Origin of the sequence: Amycolatopsis aidingensis, from assembly GCF_018885265.1 — a bacterium.
Classification (GTDB): Bacteria; Actinomycetota; Actinomycetes; order Mycobacteriales; family Pseudonocardiaceae; genus Amycolatopsis; species Amycolatopsis aidingensis.
In genome coordinates this window covers 6,697,742-6,715,109 of the sequence record NZ_CP076538.1, presented here as the reverse complement: position 1 = coordinate 6,715,109, position 17,368 = coordinate 6,697,742, and the positions used below count along the sequence as shown (strand labels likewise).

Annotated in this window: 16 protein-coding genes; 13 read left to right on the top strand and 3 right to left on the bottom strand. The window is 71.7% G+C overall.

Going from position 1 to position 17,368, the window contains the following annotated elements; genetic code table 11:
* Positions 1 to 121: 121 nt before the first annotated feature.
* Entirely contained in the window at positions 122 to 436 is a 315-nt protein-coding gene (locus KOI47_RS30655; RefSeq protein ID WP_216210339.1) for a hypothetical protein, read from the bottom strand.
* Between the two features lie 96 nt (positions 437 to 532).
* Positions 533 to 823, bottom strand: a complete 291-nt coding sequence (locus tag KOI47_RS30650) for a chorismate mutase (RefSeq protein WP_216210337.1) — start codon at positions 821 to 823, stop codon at positions 533 to 535.
* Positions 824 to 1,076: 253 nt separating this feature from the next.
* On the opposite strand from KOI47_RS30650, the gene pcrA reads away from it, so the two are divergent.
* Positions 1,077 to 3,524 carry a DNA helicase PcrA gene (gene pcrA / locus KOI47_RS30645; RefSeq protein ID WP_216210335.1) on the top strand — a complete coding sequence of 816 codons (2,448 nt, stop codon included), beginning with the start codon at positions 1,077 to 1,079 and terminating at the stop codon, positions 3,522 to 3,524.
* Positions 3,525 to 3,619: 95 nt separating this feature from the next.
* On the top strand, positions 3,620 to 3,865 hold the full coding sequence (locus KOI47_RS30640) for a hypothetical protein (RefSeq protein ID WP_216210333.1): 246 nt from the start codon (positions 3,620 to 3,622) through the stop codon (positions 3,863 to 3,865).
* A gap of 44 nt (positions 3,866 to 3,909) precedes the next feature.
* On the opposite strand, the gene KOI47_RS30635 is transcribed toward KOI47_RS30640, so the two are convergent.
* Positions 3,910 to 4,677, bottom strand: a complete 768-nt coding sequence (locus tag KOI47_RS30635) for a M23 family metallopeptidase (protein WP_232376363.1) — start codon at positions 4,675 to 4,677, stop codon at positions 3,910 to 3,912.
* 631 nt (positions 4,678 to 5,308) lie between these two features.
* Here KOI47_RS30635 and KOI47_RS30630 point away from each other — a divergent pair.
* The 11 genes from KOI47_RS30630 to KOI47_RS30580 all read left to right on the top strand — a co-directional run bounded on the left by KOI47_RS30630 (position 5,309) and on the right by KOI47_RS30580 (position 17,359).
* Positions 5,309 to 7,057, top strand: coding sequence for a hypothetical protein (locus KOI47_RS30630; RefSeq protein WP_216210329.1), 1,749 nt, complete (start codon positions 5,309 to 5,311; stop codon positions 7,055 to 7,057).
* On the top strand, positions 7,054 to 7,419 hold the full coding sequence (locus KOI47_RS30625; protein WP_232376362.1) for a hypothetical protein: 366 nt from the start codon (positions 7,054 to 7,056) through the stop codon (positions 7,417 to 7,419). Before KOI47_RS30630 ends, KOI47_RS30625 begins: the two co-directional genes overlap by 4 nt.
* Before the next feature lie 147 nt (positions 7,420 to 7,566).
* Complete coding sequence (gene sucC, locus KOI47_RS30620) at positions 7,567 to 8,736, top strand: ADP-forming succinate--CoA ligase subunit beta (RefSeq protein WP_216208080.1); 1,170 nt, start codon at positions 7,567 to 7,569, stop codon at positions 8,734 to 8,736.
* 5 nt (positions 8,737 to 8,741) lie between these two features.
* The gene (gene sucD, locus KOI47_RS30615) at positions 8,742 to 9,632 is read left to right on the top strand and encodes a succinate--CoA ligase subunit alpha (RefSeq protein ID WP_216210327.1); all 891 of its coding nucleotides are present in this window, start codon (positions 8,742 to 8,744) and stop codon (positions 9,630 to 9,632) included.
* Between the two features lie 192 nt (positions 9,633 to 9,824).
* Positions 9,825 to 10,559: a DUF5336 domain-containing protein gene (locus KOI47_RS30610; protein ID WP_216210326.1), complete on the top strand. Its 735-nt coding sequence runs from the start codon at positions 9,825 to 9,827 to the stop codon at positions 10,557 to 10,559.
* Between the two features lie 126 nt (positions 10,560 to 10,685).
* Positions 10,686 to 12,158, top strand: a complete 1,473-nt coding sequence (locus tag KOI47_RS30605) for a cell division protein PerM (protein WP_232376361.1) — start codon at positions 10,686 to 10,688, stop codon at positions 12,156 to 12,158.
* A gap of 102 nt (positions 12,159 to 12,260) precedes the next feature.
* Complete coding sequence (gene purN, locus KOI47_RS30600) at positions 12,261 to 12,878, top strand: phosphoribosylglycinamide formyltransferase (protein WP_216210323.1); 618 nt, start codon at positions 12,261 to 12,263, stop codon at positions 12,876 to 12,878.
* Complete coding sequence (gene purH / locus KOI47_RS30595) at positions 12,875 to 14,443, top strand: bifunctional phosphoribosylaminoimidazolecarboxamide formyltransferase/IMP cyclohydrolase (RefSeq protein ID WP_216210321.1); 1,569 nt, start codon at positions 12,875 to 12,877, stop codon at positions 14,441 to 14,443. Before purN ends, purH begins: the two co-directional genes overlap by 4 nt.
* Before the next feature lie 336 nt (positions 14,444 to 14,779).
* Positions 14,780 to 15,511 (top strand): hypothetical protein, encoded by a 732-nt coding sequence (locus KOI47_RS30590; RefSeq protein ID WP_232376942.1) that lies wholly within the window; start codon positions 14,780 to 14,782, stop codon positions 15,509 to 15,511.
* Between the two features lie 70 nt (positions 15,512 to 15,581).
* The gene (locus tag KOI47_RS30585; protein WP_216217666.1) at positions 15,582 to 17,186 is read left to right on the top strand and encodes a DNA polymerase Y family protein; all 1,605 of its coding nucleotides are present in this window, start codon (positions 15,582 to 15,584) and stop codon (positions 17,184 to 17,186) included.
* Positions 17,186 to 17,359, top strand: a complete 174-nt coding sequence (locus KOI47_RS30580; RefSeq protein ID WP_216210319.1) for a hypothetical protein — start codon at positions 17,186 to 17,188, stop codon at positions 17,357 to 17,359. The genes KOI47_RS30585 and KOI47_RS30580 overlap by 1 nt, the downstream gene beginning before the upstream one ends.
* The last annotated feature ends 9 nt before the right edge of the window (positions 17,360 to 17,368 follow it).

The following is a 17,368-nucleotide window of genomic DNA, read 5'->3' as shown; positions in this document are numbered from 1 at the left end:
CGTTGGACCTCACCCGCACCAGAGTAGGAGCCTTCCTCCGGATTGGTGGCACCGGAGGGCCGGTTTCACTCCGACGGGCGCAGCCGAACGGGTAACGCGGCCGGAGGTTCGGCCGAGCGGCTCAGCCGCCGCTGCGGTACCGCGCCTGGGTGGACTGCAGTGCCTTGGTGGCGACCGCGCCACTGCCCAGCGCGAGCAGGATCGCGAGCACGTCCAGGGTCGGGCCGCCCGCGGTCATCAGCCAGGCGAGCAGCGAGGCGGCGGTGGTACCGCCGGCGAGCGCCCACCTGGTCCGCACGTACTGCGCGATGGGCGACCCACCGGCGCGCTTGTTCGCCGCGCTGTAGAGCATGCCAAGGTAGCCGGCATGTCCGAGCGCGGCGAGCACGCTCGCGATAGCGACGATCACGGCGATCAGGTTGACGATCGTTTCCATACCACCAGTGTGCCTCTCATCGCCGCGTTCCGGCTCCGGGAAACACCCTGAGTTCGCCCGCGGTTCACATCGTCGGCGGCCGGTTCGGCGGCCTGCTCAGCGGCCCAGCCTGCCGCGGCCGAGGTTGAGCAGCGCCATCGCGAGCTGGCGGCCCTCGGGCCCGAGTTCGCGGTAGCGGGCGAGCACGTCCATCTCCCGGTTGTAGACGATCCGGGTGCCGCCCGCGGCCATTCTGGCGGCGCCGATCGTCCTTGACACCTCCACCCTGCGTTTGACCAGCCGCAGGATCTCGGCGTCCAGCTGATCGATCTCGGTGCGCAGAGCATCGATCTCCGCGGGGGGCGGGACCTGGGTCGATCCGTCCGCATTCTCGGTTCGCGTGTTCATCTCCGACCTCCGGTTGGTCCGGACCCCCGCTGGTCCCGAGCTCATCGAAGCCCCGGGTCCGCGGGACTCCGGGGCTTGGTGATGGCGGTTTGCGCGCTACGCGATCACGGGAGCCGGAGTCCGGATCCCGTAAAAAAATCGGAACGCGTGGTGGCGCATGCCCCGAGTATGGCACAGGTTCGGGCAACTCCCACTTCCATACCCGTGCCAACCTTCGAACTCCGTCGGTGCCCCCGGGTAGCGTGGACCCTTGATGAGCACCCTCTTCGATCTCCCCGCCGACAATCCGACCGAGAACCGGCATGCCGAGTTGCTCGGGGACCTGAACCCGGCCCAGCGGGCCGCGGTCGAGCACACCGGCACACCGCTGCTGGTGGTCGCGGGCGCGGGATCCGGCAAGACCAGGGTGCTGACCAGGCGGATCGCCTACCTGCTCGCCGAACGTGGGGTGCATCCCGGGCAGGTCATGGCCATCACCTTCACCAACAAGGCCGCGGCCGAGATGCGCGAGCGGGTGAGCGAGCTGGTCGGGCGCAGGGCGAACGCCATGTGGGTGTCCACCTTTCACTCGATGTGCGTACGCCTGCTGCGCCGTGAGGCCAAGACGCTGGAGATGTCCTCGAACTTCTCCATCTACGACGCCGATGACGCGCGGCGGCTGATCACCCTGGTGGCCAGGGACCTCGACCTGGATGCCAAGCGCTACCCGGCGCGCACGCTGGCCGTGCACATCTCCAACCTGAAGAACGAGCTGCTGGATGCCGAGGCGGCGGCCGCCGCGGCCACGAACGACCTGGAACGCCGCGTGGCCGAGGTGTACGCCGAGTACCAGCGCAGGCTCGCCGCGGCCAATGCCTTCGACTTCGACGACCTGATCATGCGCACGGTGGAGCTGCTGCAGGCCTTCCCCGATGTCGCCGAGCACTACCGCAGGCGGTTCACGCACATCCTGGTCGACGAGTACCAGGACACCAACCACGCGCAGTACACCCTGGTGCGGGAGCTCGCGGGCACCGAACCGACGGAGTCCGGGGTGGAGCCTGCCGAGCTGTGCGTCGTCGGCGACGCGGACCAGTCCATCTACGCCTTCCGCGGCGCCACGATCCGCAACATCGAGGAGTTCGAGCGCGACTTCGGGCGGGCGCGCACCATCATGCTCGAGCAGAACTACCGCTCGACGCAGACCATCCTGTCCGCGGCCAACGCGGTGATCGCGCGGAACCCGAACCGGAGGGACAAGCGGCTGTGGACCGAGGCGGGGGACGGCACCAGGATCGTCGGCTATGTCGCGGACAACGACCACGACGAGGCGGCCTTCGTCGCGAACGAGATCGACGCGCTCGCCGACGCGGGCGAGGCGAACTACTCCGACGTCGCCGTCTTCTACCGGACCAACAACCAGTCGCGGGTATTCGAGGAGATCTTCATCCGGCTCGGCCTGCCCTACCGGGTGATCGGCGGGGTGCGCTTCTACGAGCGCCGCGAGGTGCGTGACGCTCTCGCCTACCTGCGGGTGCTGGCCAACCCCGAGGACACGGTCAGCCTGCGTCGGATCCTGAACGTGCCGAAGCGGGGCATCGGCGACCGGGCCGAGGCCGTGGTGGCCGCGCATGCCGAGCGGGAGCGCATCTCCTTCGCCGCCGCGCTGCGGGACGCGGTCGCGGGCAAACTGCCGCTGCTCAACCCCCGCTCGCAGAAGAGCATCGCGGCGTTCGTCGAGCTGATCGACGGGCTGGCCGAGCTGGTCGCGGAGGGCACCGAGGTGGCCGAGGTGCTGGAGGCCGTGCTCGACCGCACCGGCTACCGGATGGAGCTGGAGGAGTCCGACGACCCGCAGGACGCCTCCCGGCTGGAGAACCTCACCGAGCTGGTCACGGTAGCCAGGGAGTTCACCGAGAGCGCCCTGCCGCCGGAGGAGCCGGACGATGCCGGCGATGCCGACCCGCTCACCACCGACGCCGCCGAGGCCGCTGCCGCCGGGGTGCCCGCCCCGGGGTCGCTGCCCGCGTTCCTGGAGCGGGTGTCCCTGGTTGCCGACGCCGACTCCATCCCGGCGGCCGACGGCGCCGACGACGCGGACAGCGACGACAGCGCGGACGCCGGTGTGGTCACGCTGATGACCGTGCACACCGCCAAGGGTCTGGAGTACCCGGTGGTGTTCGGCACCGGCTGGGAGGACGGCATCTTCCCGCACCTGCGCGCCCTCGGTGATCCGAAGGAGCTGGCCGAGGAGCGCAGGCTGGCCTATGTGGCGATCACCAGGGCCCGGCAGCGCCTCTACCTCTCCAGGGCGCTGGTGCGCTCCGCATGGGGGCAGCCGATGAACAACCCGGCCTCGCGCTTCCTGGACGAGATCCCGGCCGAGCTCGTCGAATGGCGGCGGGAGGAACCGGTCGCGGGCGGCTCCTCCGGCTCGCCGCGCGCCGCGACCACCTGGGGCCGCCGGTCCGGGTTCGGTGCCGACTCCGCCCAGGCCGGGGTCGCCTCGGGCGGCATGCGTACCACCTCGTTCAAGGGGTGGAAGGACACCGTGGCGATGAAGCTGGACGTCGGCGACCGGGTCAGCCACGACAAGTACGGGCTGGGCACGGTGGTCGCCACGGACGGCAGCGGGCCGCGCGCCACCGCGACCATCGACTTCGGCGCCTCCGGGAAGGTGCGCCTGATGCTGATCGGCAGCGTCCCCATGGTCAAGCTCTGAAGGTCCCACCGGAAACTGTCGGACCCCCGCGCTAGTGTTCGAACACAGGTTCGAAGCAGGGATGGTGGTAGCCATCCGGAACAGGGGGCCGCAGTGTGGACGAATCGTGGTTTCGGCTTGTCTCCGACGGAGTCCGGCGCTACCTCGACGAGGTCGTGGCGAGCGCGCGGACGGAACACGGAGCGCTGGCCAGGGAAGCGGGTAGGACGGCGGCTGCCTGGCGGACGTTGCTCCGCCTGCACGGCGGCGCGGGCGGCTGCCGGGAATGCCGACGGCAGCGGCTCTGCCTGGTGTGGCAGGTGGCCATCGGGTACTTCATCCGGCGGCTACCCGACGAGTAGCACCGCTCGCCTCGCGCAACGGAGTCCTGTCGGGGAGCCGGTTCTCAGAGGTAGGCGCCGCGGTTGGCGAGCCACGCGCGCGGGTCCACCTTCTTGCCGTTCTGCCACACCTCGAAGTGCAGGTGCGGACCGGTGGACTGGCCGCGGTTACCGATCTCCGCGATCTTCTCGCCCGCCTTGACCTTGTCACCGACGCTGACCGAGTAGCTGTTCATGTGGCCGTACACGTGGATCGTGCCGTCGGAAAGCTGGATACGTACCCACAGGCCGAAACCGCTGGCCGGGCCGGCCTCGATCACCGTGCCGTCCGCGGCGGCGACGATCGGGGTGCCGATGGAGTTGCCGATGTCGATGCCGTAGTGGGTGCCGCCCCAGCGGGCACCGAAGCCGGAAGTGAACCTGCCGTGCGCGGGTACGACGACCTTCGGGCGGCGGGCTTCCTCCTCGGCCTTGCGCTTGGCCTCGGCTTCCCGCTCGATCCGCGCCTGGGTCACCTGCTCGCTGTCGGTGAGCTTCTGTACCTCGGCGGAGGCGTCGGTGCTCCGGGAAACCGGGAGCAGCTCAGGCGCACCGGCCGGGGCGTCACCGCCGACACCGAACGCCGCGGTGGCGTCCTTCGAGTTCGCCAGTGGGGTGACCCCGTCGGAGTCCGAGGATCCGACGGCTTGCAGGGTCTGACCAGCGGCGGCGGCGGCGAATGCGCCCGCGGCCACAGCCGCGACGACGACCCGGCCACGCAGGGCCGAGGACGGCGCGGGCAGCCGGTGGGCACCACGGACCCGAACGACCGCACCGTCGTGTGCGTCATCCAAGGCCGGGGACGAAGCTTGACCGCCGGGGGAGCGGTGTCGAGCCAAGACAGGGCCTTCCGTACTCGGGGAGCCAGATCTTCGGACGCCGGGCGGGGGATCCCGGGGAACGGTTTCGGGGGGAACCGCTCCTGGCCTGCGCAGGCCTGTCCGCTTCGTGATCTGACTGTAATGGGGACCGGGGGACAGTAACGAAGGGGCACCGATGTCGGCAAGATGCCATCGGCGTGTCGGCCAAACGAGGAGTGGTTGGCCGCCGCCGTTACAGCGGATCACTCAAGGTAGAGCGCGGATTACTCCAATCAGTGTGACGTGTGTTACATGCGGCCAACCTTCCCCGGGTCGCCGTGCCGCGCCCGTCGCGCGGGCGCCACCGAGGCCGGAAGACGGCCGGTACTGACCGCCCGGCGACCCATCACGCCGAGGCCATCACATGGCGCATCACAGATCGCGGTGCTTGCTAGCGTCATGACCGATGGACGTGATGCGAAACGAGCGTGGCGCACACTCGCGGCCGGGCTCGCCGTTCCCGCGTGACCACCGGGTGAAGGGACAGGGTCGGCCGGGGCACGGGACGGCCCCCGTCCTCCGCCACCTCGGCCGCCGCCCGAGACCGGATTGCGGATAACCCTCGATGGCCTCGACGGATGAACAGCGCCGCACGACGCGGGAGCCCGATGCGACGGGGCGGCCCAGGATCCCGCTCGCGGGGGTACTGACCGCGGCGGGCGCGGGTGCCGTGCTGCGCGCGGTCGGTGTCAGCCTGCCCGTGGTCGAGGGCGGCTCGCCGGGCTTCACCAGCGCGCCGATGCTGATCGTGCTCGCGGCGCTCCCGGCGGCGGTGGCCTTCGGTCTCGCCGCGGCTGGGCGCAGGGTGATCGCGGCCGGGGTGCTGGCCGGGATGGCGGCGCTCGTACCCGGCAGCGTCGTGCTCGACCTGCAGTTCGTGGTCGACGCCTCGCTCGCGGCTCGCCCCGAGCTGTACCTGCCACGCACGGTGGCCTCACCGCCACCGGCCGCGGGTTTCTGGCTGCTGCTGGCAGGCCACCTCGCGATCGGCATCGCCGGGGCGCTCGCCGTGCGGGTGATCCGGCGCCGCCCCGAGCTGGACGACGGGCTGCCCGAGGCCGGCAGGCGGCGGTGGCTGCCGCTGGCCGTGTCGATTGCCGTGGTCGCTTCGGTCGGTCTGCTCATGGCGCCGTTCAGCTCCGAGGACCTCTACCTGCTCGGCAGGGGCGCCTTCGAGAGCTCGACGGCTCCGCTGTTCGGCTCCCTGTTGCTGGCCTGCGCGCTGCCGCTGGCCGCGGCCGTGGGGGTGAGCTCGGGGGTGACCGGGCTGGCCAGGGGTGTGTTGTTCGGCCTGGCCATCGGGGTCGCCGGGCACGCCCTGCCGGTGGCCGTTTCCTGGCAGCTGCCCGGGTTGCGTGGCAGTGCGGGGCCGGTGCTGGCCCTGGTGGCCGCGCTGGCACTGGTGGCGCTGGGCAGCGTCCGGTTCGCGGCCGAGGAGTCGCCCGACCGGTCCGGAGACACCGCCGAGGCAGGCGAGGCCCGGCTGCCCGGGCTGGGCAGGCTGCAGTTCGCCACCGGGGTACTCGGCCTGCTGACCGCGGCAGCGGCGATCGCAGGGGCGCTGGCCGACCAGCTCGTCGCCACGGAGCCGTTCACGGCCCCGGAGAGTCCGGCGCGTACCTCCCTGCTGGTCGCCGGGGTGCTGTTCGGCGTGCTCGCGCTGGGCATGTTCGTTCCGGGGCTGGCCGCGCGGGTTCGCCCGGCCCTTTCGGTGGCCTGGGCCGGGGTGCTGCTCACCGGCACCGCCGTCCTGGACACCGGCGTGGCCGCCACCGGAATCCAGAACAACCTGGTGCAACTGGGCCGCGGGGTGCTGTGGGTGTCGATGGCGCTGGTCGGTGCCGCGCTCACCGCCTGCTGCTCGGTGGTGGCCGGGATGGTGGAGCGCGAGGACGGCGGGCACGGCCCGGACGGCGCGGCGCCCGGCACAGCCGGGGCGAGTCTGACCGCGCCGCTGGTCGCCGCGGCGATCCTGGCCGTCGGCGCCTTCGGCACGCCGGTGGCCGTCGCACCGGACTACACCGCCCCCGGGCTGTGGTCCAACCTCGGCACTCCGTCGATCGGGCTGCTGGCCGGTCTGCTCACCGTGCTCGGCGCCGCCGCGCTCGCCCCGCGCAGCCGGCCGCCCCGCGCCGCCGCATTGCTGCTGGGTGCCGCCTGCGTACTGGGGCTGCGCGCCGCGGAACTGCCGTTGGCCGGGTCCGGGATGCCCGGCGCGAGTGCTGGCACCGGCCTGTGGATCGCCGTGGCCGGTGTGCTGGCCCTGCTGCTGGCCGCGGGGATCGCACTGGTGGGCAACCGCGAGCGCCGATGACCGCGGCGGGGCCACCGCCGCGGGTGGTGCTGGTGGAACCGGGCTCTGTCACAGAACCGCCCAGCATCGAACCGCCCGGCACGGTCACCGTGCGCACGGCCCGCGCCTTGCGGGACGCCGGTGCGGAGGTGGTGTACGCCGGGTGGTTGCCCACCGTGGACGCCGTGCTCCGCACCGTCGAGCAGGAGGACCCGGACGTGGTGGGGGTCACCGTGGCCGCCGATGCGGACCGGGAGTTCCTGGCCCGGATCCGGGCGGCGCTGCCTGGTCTCGTGGTGCTGGAGACCGGCCCCGAAGTCACCGATCGGGTGGCGCGTGTGGCGGGTCACAGCCCGTCACGCTGGTCGAATGACCCTCGGTGACCGACCTCACCAGACGCGCCGTCCCCCTACTCTGCGCAGGTCGCTAGGGTCGTCGGCGTTCAACCGGATCGGAGACGGGCCCGTGCCGGGAGGGTCGCGTTCCGACACCGAGCACAGCAACGTCGCGTGTCGTCAGGAGACTGGAGAGTGGACCTCTACGAGTATCAGGCGAAGGATCTCTTCGCTGCCCATGGAGTGCCGGTGTTGCCGGGTTCTGTGGCGGAGACTGCCGAGCAGGCTCGGGTTGTGGCCGAGGGGGTTGGTGGTCCGGTGGTGGTGAAGGCTCAGGTGAAGACCGGGGGTCGGGGTAAGGCCGGTGGGGTGAAGCTGGCTGGGGATCCTGGGGAGGCTGAGGCGAGGGCTGCGGGGATTTTGGGGATGGATATCAAGGGGCACCGGGTGTATCGGGTGCTGGTGGCTGAGGCGTCGGAGATCGCGGAGGAGTATTACTTCTCGTTCCTGTTGGATCGGGCGAATCGGACGTTTTTGGCGATGGCCTCGGCTGAGGGTGGGGTGGAGATCGAGCAGTTGGCTGTTGAGCGTCCGGAGGCGCTGGCGCGGGTGCCGGTGGATCCGCTGGCCGGGGTGGATCTGGAGCGGGCGCGGGAGATCGTGCGGTTGGCGCGGTTCCCGGAGGTGGTTCAGGAGGCGGCCGCCGAGGTGGTGGTGCGGCTGTGGGAGACGTTCGTGGCCGAGGATGCCACGTTGGTGGAGGTGAATCCGCTGGTGCGGGATCCGCAGGATCGGATCATCGCGCTGGATGGCAAGGTCACCGTGGATGACAATGCCGCGTTCCGGCAGCCCGGGCATGCGGGGCTGGTGGATGAGCGGGCGGAGGACCCGCTGGAGGCCAAGGCCAAGGCCAAGGACCTGAACTATGTGAAGCTGGACGGGCAGGTCGGGATCATCGGGAATGGTGCCGGGCTGGTGATGTCCACCCTGGATGTGGTTGCTTACGCGGGTGAGCGGCATGGTGGGGTCAGGCCGGCGAACTTCCTGGATATCGGGGGTGGCGCCTCGGCGGAGGTGATGGCCGCGGGGCTGGATGTGATCCTGGGTGATCCGGATGTGCGCAGTGTGTTCGTGAACGTGTTCGGCGGGATCACCGCCTGTGACGCGGTCGCCACCGGGATCGTGGAAGCGCTGCGGATCCTCGGGGACGAGGCCGCCAAGCCGCTGGTGGTGCGGCTGGACGGCAACAATGTCGAGCAGGGCCGGGCGATCCTGGCCGAGGCGAACCACCCGCTGGTCACGGTGGTGGACACGATGGACAACGCGGCGGACAAGGCCGCCGAGCTGGCAGCGGCAGGAGCCTGAGCACCATGGCGATTTTTCTCAACAGTGACAGCAAGGTGATCGTGCAGGGCCTGACCGGGTCGGAGGGCATGAAGCACGCCACCAAGATGCTGGCCTCCGGCACCACGATCGTGGGCGGGGTCAACGCCCGCAAGGCCGGGCAGAGTGTGACCATCCACGACCAGGAGCTGACCGTGTACGGCACGGTGGCCGAGGCCATGGCCGCCACCGGCGCCGACGTCAGCGTGATCTTCGTGCCGCCGAAGTTCGCCAAGGACGCCGTGATCGAGGCCATCGACGCGGGCATCGGGCTGGCCGTGGTCATCACCGAGGGCATCCCCGTGCACGACGCGGCCGCCTTCTGGGCCCACGCCGTGGCCACCGGCAACCGCACCCGCATCATCGGCCCCAACTGCCCCGGGATCATCTCCCCCGGACAGTCCAACGCCGGCATCATCCCCGCCACCATCACCGACACCGGCCGCATCGGCCTCGTCTCCAAATCGGGCACCCTGACCTATCAGATGATGTACGAACTGCGGGACATCGGGTTCTCCACCGCCATCGGCATCGGCGGCGACCCCATCATCGGCACCACCCACATCGACGCCCTGGCCGCCTTCGAAGCCGACCCCGACACCGACGTCATCGTCATGATCGGCGAAATCGGCGGCGACGCCGAAGAACGCGCCGCCGACTACATCCACCACCACATCAGCAAACCCGTCGTCGGCTACGTCGCCGGCTTCACCGCCCCCGAAGGCAAAACCATGGGCCACGCCGGCGCCATCGTCTCCGGCTCCAGCGGCACCGCCCAAGCCAAAAAACAAGCCCTCGAAACCGCAGGCGTCAAAGTCGGCAAAACCCCCACCGAAACCGCCGAACACGCCCGCGAGCTCTACAAGAGCCTGCACTAGGGGCACTCGAGCGGTAGGAGAGGCGGCAGTGCGCGGGGCCGGGTACCAGCGGTGGTGCCCGGCCCCGCTCGCATGCGACGGTGATTCCATCCAGGGCCACGCAACCGATCGGGTCGGCGTCGCGTCGGACTACCGGCACGCGGAATCCGCAGGTGCGCTAGCTTTTCCAGGACTGAACGACAGGAGAGAAGGATGACCTTCCCGAGCAGTGGGCCCGGCTACTCCCAGCAGGGTGGTGGCCCACAGCAGCAGCCGCCCCAGGGGCCGGGCAGCGGGCCGTTCCCGCCGCAGGCCCACCCGGGGCAGCAGGGCGGTGGTGCCGTCGGCACCTTGAACATCGCGGTTCTGCTCGGCCTCGCGGTCACCGTGCTCGGTCTCGTGCAGTACTTCATGGGGTTCTCCGATGAGGCATCGCTTGCCGGCTGGGCGACCGTGTTCCTGTTGGTCGCCGGGTTGCTCGCGGCGCTGCGGGTGCTGCCGAACGGGCCGAAGGTGATGCCGTTCGTCGCGTTGTTCAGCGTGCTCGGCGCGTTCCAGTCCATCGACGCCATGGTGGGGATCAACGAGAACGCCGAGACCCCCGGCATCATGATCGTGGTGCTGATCCTGGGCGTACTGCAGATGCTGGTGGCGGTCGCTGCGCTGTTGTTCGACCACAACCTGCTCAAGCTGCCCGCGCCGAGGCCGCAGGCGCAGTACTCGCCCTACGGCCAGCCGTACGGGCAGCAGCCGCAACCGCCTCAGGGCCCCGCCTCCGGGGCTTTCAACCAGCCGACCACGTATGGCCCGCCGGTCACGCCGGGGGCTACCCCTGGCCAGCAGCCCACCCAGTACGCCTCTCAGCAGGGGCAGTTCTACCAGGAGCAGCAGCAGGAGCCCGGGCGTAAGCCGGAGACCCCGCCGGGGGGCTTCAACCAGCAGGGCTGATCCGCGAGCGGCAGCACGGCCGCCCAGCGGCTTCGCTATGCCCCGATTGGGTGGTGTGGCTGGGACCATGCCCGCCCGGCGGCGTGCCTCACCCGGATGGCCCAACCCCGATGCGATCGTGCGCTCATGGAGTTGATCACCTCGCCCCCCGAGGCGGCGGATGCCGCGCGGCAAGGTGATCCGTCCACGGATCCGGGGGTCTCCAGGGTCACCACGCTGCGGATCCTGCTGGCCACCGCGGTGGGTCCGCTGGTCACCGGCTACACCGCCGTCGCGGCCCTGCTCGCCCTGATCACCGCTATGGCGCCGGGCGCGCACTTCTCCACGACCGGTGTGCTGCTGGCCGCGGGGCCCGGCTGGCTCGCCGCCCACCAGGTCCCGGTGCAGCTCACCGGGCATCCGCTGGGTGCGCTGCCGTTGTTGCCGACGATCGGCCTCGGCCTGCTGGTGGCTTGGACCGCGGCCGGTGCCGCGCAGCGGCTCGGCTACCGCGAGCCGGGGCAGGCGCTCACCCTGATCGGGGTGCTGGGTGGTACGCACGCCCTGTTCGGTGCGGTCGTCTCGACCCTGTCCCGGGACGCCCCGGTGGACGCCGATCCGCTGCCCGCGTTCCTGATCCCCGGCCTGGTGGCGGCCGTGGCCGCCGGGATCGGGTCGGCGGGTCGCTGTGGCCTGCTGGCCGCCGCCCGCCGCTACCTTGACCCGTTGGCCCTGCACGGGCTGCGCGCTGGCGCGCTGGGGATGGCCGGGTTGCTGGCCGCTGGCGCGCTGGTCTTCGCGCTGGGCTCGGTACTCGCGGCACCGACGATGCACGAGTTGTTCCAGCTGAACGCACCCGGTATCGGCAGCGGTGCCGGCATGCTGCTGCTGTGCCTCGGCTACCTGCCGAACGCGGTGATCGCGGGCCTCGGCTTCGCCGCCGGGCCGGGGTTCTCGATCGGACCGGTGACGGTCAGCGCGTTCGGCCTCGAAGGCGGTCCGGTGCCCGGACTGCCGGTGCTCGCCGGGCTGCCCGAGGAACACGCCCGCTGGTGGCTGGCGCTGCTGGCACTGCCGGCCGCGGCGGGTGCGCTGGTCGGCTGGTCACTGCGCCGGATCGACCCCGACCCGGCCGTGCGGCTGCGTGCGGTCGGGGTCGCCGGTGCGCTGGTGGGATTCGGGGTCGTGCTGCTCGGCACGCTGGCCTCCGGGCGGCTGGGCAGCGGGACCTTCGACCCGGTCTCCGTCCCGGTCGCCACCCTCTCCGTCGCCGCCTTCTGCTGGATCGTCATCCCGGGGGCGGCGGTGGCCTGGTTCGCCGGTCCGCGCGCGCCCGTGCCATCCGCCGAGCCCGCTCCGGAGGAGGAGACCGTCGAACTGCCGGTGACCCTCATCGAGGAGCCCGAGGAGCCCGAGGACGCAGAGGAGCCCGAGGACGCAGAGGACGCCGAGCCTCCCGGAGAGGCCGGGGAGGCCGATGGCGCCGAGGACGGTGAAGACACCGAAGGCGAAGACACCGAAGAGGACGGCGATATGGAGGCCGAGGCCGAGCAGCGGCAGGCAGGCGAGGAACCGGCCGCGGCCGACGGCTCCGGCAAGCCCGGTGACCCGGTGGATTGACCGCCCGGAGCGGGCGTGCGGGCGGCGTCTAGGGTGAGGTTCGCCAGGTGAACCCGGCGCCCCGAGCGCAGGCCTGACAAGGAGACCGTTCTGCCTACCCGATTGCAGCTGTCCGCCCCGACCCGGCTCGTGGTACTCGCCTCCGGCTCGGGCACCCTGTTGCAGGCGCTGCTGGACGCGACGGGGCGGACCGGCTACCCGGCCACCGTGGTTGCGGTGGGCACCGATCGCCCCGGGGTGGAGGCGCTGGCCAGGGCCGAGCGGGCAGGTGTCGAGCGGTTCACGGTCCGCATGGCCGACCACCCCGACCGGGCAGCATGGGACGAGGCGCTCACCGAGGCGGTCGCGGCCCATCAGCCCGATCTCGTGGTTTCGGCCGGGTTCATGAAGCTGCTCGGGCCGCGTTTCCTCGACCGCTTCCCGAACCGGGTGCTGAACACCCATCCCGCGCTGCTACCCGCCTTCCCCGGGATGCACGCGGTCGCCGACGCCATGGCGGCCGGGGTGAAGGTCACCGGGTCGACCGTGCATTTCGTGGACGCGGGGGTGGACACCGGTCCGATCATCGCCCAGCGGGCGGTGCCGGTGGAACCCGATGACGACGAGGCCGGCCTGCACGAGCGGATCAAGGCGGTGGAGCGCGAGCTGCTGGTTGATGTGGTCGCGAAGCTGAGCCGTGCGGGCTGCACGGTGGACGGACGGAAGGTGAGGATCAGGTGAGCGAGCAGGTCGTCCCCGCGGAGCAGCGCCCGGTCCGGCGCGCGCTGATCGGTGTCTCGGACAAGACGGGGTTGCTCGAACTGGCGACCGGGCTGCACGCGGCGGGCGTGGAGATCGTGTCCACCGGCGGCACCGCGAAGGTCATCGCCGACGCCGGGGTGCCGGTGACCCCGGTCGAGGAGGTGACCGGGTTTCCCGAGTCGCTGGACGGCCGGGTGAAGACCCTGCACCCCAGGGTGCACGCAGGCCTGCTCGCCGACCAGGACCGGCCCGAGCACGTGGAACAGTTGCGCAAGCTCGGGATCACCGCATTCGACCTGCTCGTGGTCAATCTCTATCCGTTCACCCAGGCGGTCGCATCCGGCGCAGGCGAGGCCGACTGCGTGGAGAACATCGACATCGGCGGGCCCGCCATGGTGCGCGCCGCGGCCAAGAACCACGGCAGTGTGGCGGTGGTGGTGGACCCCGCCCGCTACGAGTGGGTGCTCGAGCGGGTCCGGGAGGGCGGCTTCCAGCTCGCCGACCGCAGGCGGCTGGCCGCGCAAGCGTTTGCGCACACCGCTGCCTACGACACCGCGGTGGCCTCCTGGTTCGCCGATTCCTACGCCCCGGCGGACGACTCCGGGTTTCCCGACTTCACCGGCGCCACCTGGCGGCGCGGGGAGGTGCTGCGCTACGGCGAGAATCCGCACCAGCAGGCCGCGGTGTACCTGGACGATCGCGGCGGCCTGGCGCATGCCGAGCAGCTGCACGGCAAGGCCATGTCCTACAACAACTACGTGGACACCGACGCGGCCCGCAGGGCGGCCTACGACTTCGCCGAGCCCGCGGTTGCGGTGATCAAGCACGCCAATCCGTGCGGGATCGCGGTCGGCGCGAATGTGGCCGAGGCGCACCGCAAGGCGCACGCCTGTGACCCGGTCTCGGCCTACGGCGGGGTGATCGCGGTGAACCGCACCGTCACCCGCGAGGCCGCCGAGCAGATCGCCGAGGTGTTCACCGAGGTCGTCCTCGCCCCCTGGTTCGAGCCGGAGGCGCTGGACGTGCTCAGCAGGAAGAAGAACATCCGGCTGCTGCGCCTGCCCGAGTTCCCCGCGGCGCGCACCGAGCTCCGCCCGATCTCCGGCGGGATGCTGGCGCAGACCGTGGACCGGATCGACGCCCCCGGCGATGACCCGTCGGGCTGGACCCTGGCCGCCGGTGAGCCCGCCGACCAGGACACCCTGGCCGACCTGGTCTTCGCCTGGCGCGCGGTGCGAGCGGTGAAGTCGAACGCGATCCTGCTCGCCGCCGACCGGGCCACCGTCGGCGTCGGAATGGGTCAGGTGAACCGGGTCGACTCGGCCCGGCTCGCGGTGCAGCGCGCCGGGCAGCGGGTGGCAGGCTCGGTGGCCGCCTCGGACGCCTTCTTCCCCTTCCCCGACGGCCTGGAAGTGCTGCTGCACGCCGGGGTGCGCGCGGTGGTGCAACCCGGCGGTTCGGTGCGCGACACCGAGGTGATCGCGGCCGCCGAGGCCGTTGGCGCCACCGTCTACCTCACCGGCACCCGCCACTTCGCCCACTGACCCCTAGCTCCCCCGGCGTGTTTGCCGCCCACGTACGCGTGTTTGCCATCCACGTACGTGAGTTTGCTGCTCGCGAACCCGGGTTAGCCGCCTGACCTGCACGAAAGTACCCGGCCACTGCCGACTTGACATCCGTGGCCGTTCGGTGTTGACTGGGTCTCGATCGAACACCCGTTCGATCGAGCCACTGCCTTCCCCGCGGTGGACAAGAACGCATCAGCGGTGCCGCGTGAGCCACGACTCACCCGGTATCCGCCGGTGGGGCCTGTCGTCGTGTGGGAGGTGGTGCTGGTGCTGGGCGAGTTGGCGACCAGTGTCCGGGGCACCGGGGTGGGGATGCCCGGTGCCCCGGCGGTCGCCCGGCTGGCCTCGTTACCGGGTGTGAGTACGGCCAGCGATGTGGCCGTCGATGCCGAGCACGCGCGGACCACGGGACAGGTCCTGCCGGTGCTCGCGGAGTTGGCGGAGCTGCTGCCCCAGGGCGGGCTCCGCAGGGGCAGCACGGTGTCGGTACGGGGATCGACATCGTTGCTGCTGGCCCTGCTGGCCGAAGCCACGGCCAGCGGGTCATGGGCGGCGGTGGTGGGCATGCCGAACCTCGGCGTAGTAGCCGCTGGGGAACTCGGGGTCGAGGTCGGCAGGCTCGCTCTCGTTCCGCGGCCGGGCGCGGACTTCGCCGCGGCGACCGCCGCCCTGCTCGACGGCGTGGACCTCGTGGCGGTGGGTCCACCCGGCGAGCTGGCCGGGTCCCGGACAGCGCGACGGCTCTCGGCGAGGGCGCGACATCGCGGCTCCGTACTGCTCTCCCTTGGTCCATGGCTGGGTGCGGACATGGAACTGCGGTGCGGGGCCGGGCGCTGGTCCGGCCTTCACGGGGGCTACGGCTACCTGCGCGAACGGCATGTGGTGGTGCGGGCCGCGGGCAGAGGTGCCGCGGCCAGGCCGGTTCGCGCGGAGCTGGAGCTGCCGGGGCCCGGCGGGTCGGTCGCCGCCACCGGAGTGACCCCGGTGGCGGCGACCGCATCCGAGGGGCGCAGTGACCTCGGGGCCCTTGGGGAGGTGGGGTGACATGACGACGGCACCGACCGCATCGGATGGATCGCGGGCGGTCGCGGACGGCGAGCGGGTACCGGTACGAATGCTCGTCTTGTGGTGCCCCGACTGGCCGGTGACGGCTGCCGCCACGGCGGCGGGGGTGCCCGCGCACCTGCCCGCCGCGGTGTTCGCGGCCAACCGGGTGGTCGCCTGCTCCGCGGTCGCGCGGGCGAACGGGGTCCGGCGTGGCATGCGGCGCAGGGAGGCACAGTCGCGCTGCCCCGAGTTGGTGGTGTTCGGCGAGGACATCGGGCGGGATGCGCGCATGTTCGAGCCGGTCGCCGCGACGGTGGAGGAACTGATCGTCGGCGTGGAGGTGGTGCGGCCCGGCCTGGTCGCGGTACCGGTGCGGGGTGCCGCGGCCTACTTCGGCGGGGAGCCCGAGCTCGTCGAGTTGCTGCTGGACCACGTCTCCGTGCACGCCGGGGTGGAATGCCAGGTCGGCATCGCCGACGGTCTGTTCGCAGCCGTGCTGGCCGCGCACCGTTGCCTGCTGGTCGAGGCCGGGGCGGCGGCGCGGTTCCTCGCCCCGCTGAGCATCACCGAGCTCGACCAGCCGGGTTCCGACCGGGGTGAGCTCGTGGACCTGTTGCGCAGGCTCGGCCTGCGCACCCTGGGCGCGTTCGCCGGACTCGCCGAGCGGGACGTGGCCACCCGGTTCGGCTCGGCCGGGGTGCTCGCGCACCGGCTGGCGCGGGGCCGGTCCGAACGCCCGCCGCAGCGCAGGCGGCCGCCGCCGGAGCTGTCGGTGACGGAGACCTTCGATCCCGTGCTGGAACGGATCGACGTCGCGGCATTCATGGCGAAGACGCTGGCGGAACGGTTCCACGGCGGGCTCGCAGCGCATGGCCTCGCCTGCACCCGGCTGGGCATCCACGCTACGACCGAACGGGGCGAGCAGCTCACCAGGGTGTGGCGGTGCGCCGAACCCCTTACCCCGCAAGGGATCGCCGACCGGGTCCGCTGGCAGTTCGAGGGCTGGCTGCGTGCGGGGGAAGCGAACCGGCCGACGGCCGGGGTGTCCCTCCTCCGGCTGGAACCGGAGGAGACCGTCGCGGGCCGGTCGCTGCAGCTCGGTTTGTGGCAGGGAGCTTCCGCGCTCGGCGGTCCGGGCGCCGAGCAGGCACTGGCGACCGAGCGAGCGGGCCGGGCACTGCTCAGGGTGCAGGGACTACTCGGCCCGGACGGGGTGGTCACCGCCGTGCTCGACGGTGGCCGCGGCGCGGGCGAGCGGGTCCGCCTCGTTCCGTGGGGAGACGACCGCGCCGCCGCGGGTGACCAGCGGGCACCGTGGCCGGGCCGGTTGCCCTCGCCGTCCCCGGCGACCGTGTTCGAGCGGCCGGTTCGTGCGGTGGTCACCGATTCCGCCGGCGCGGAGGTGGGCATCACCGAACGGCACCGGATCACCGCGACCCCGCACCGGGTGGCACTCGGCACCGGAGCCGAGCGGCGGGTCCTGGACTGGGCGGGGCCGTGGCCGGTGGCCGCGCAGTGGTGGGACCCGGAAGGCAAGGGCGCGCTGGCGCGGGTCCAGGTCCTGCTGGAGAGCGCGGGCCAGCAGCCCGAAGTAGCGCTGTTGCTGGTGTGGCAGGGAAACGAACCAACCGACGAGCGTCCGTTGTGGACGGCAGAAGGGATGTACGACTGATGAACGCTGACTACTTCTCCGGGTTCGGCGAGCAACCGCGGCGCCCGAAGGGGTCCCCGCGACGGCCGGAAGACGGTACTCGCCGCGGCCTCTCCACCACGGCGGCGAACCGGGAGCTGGCCATGGTGGACATCCCGGCGCCCAGGGTGTCCCCGGAGAACCGGTCCGGCTGACCGGGCCGC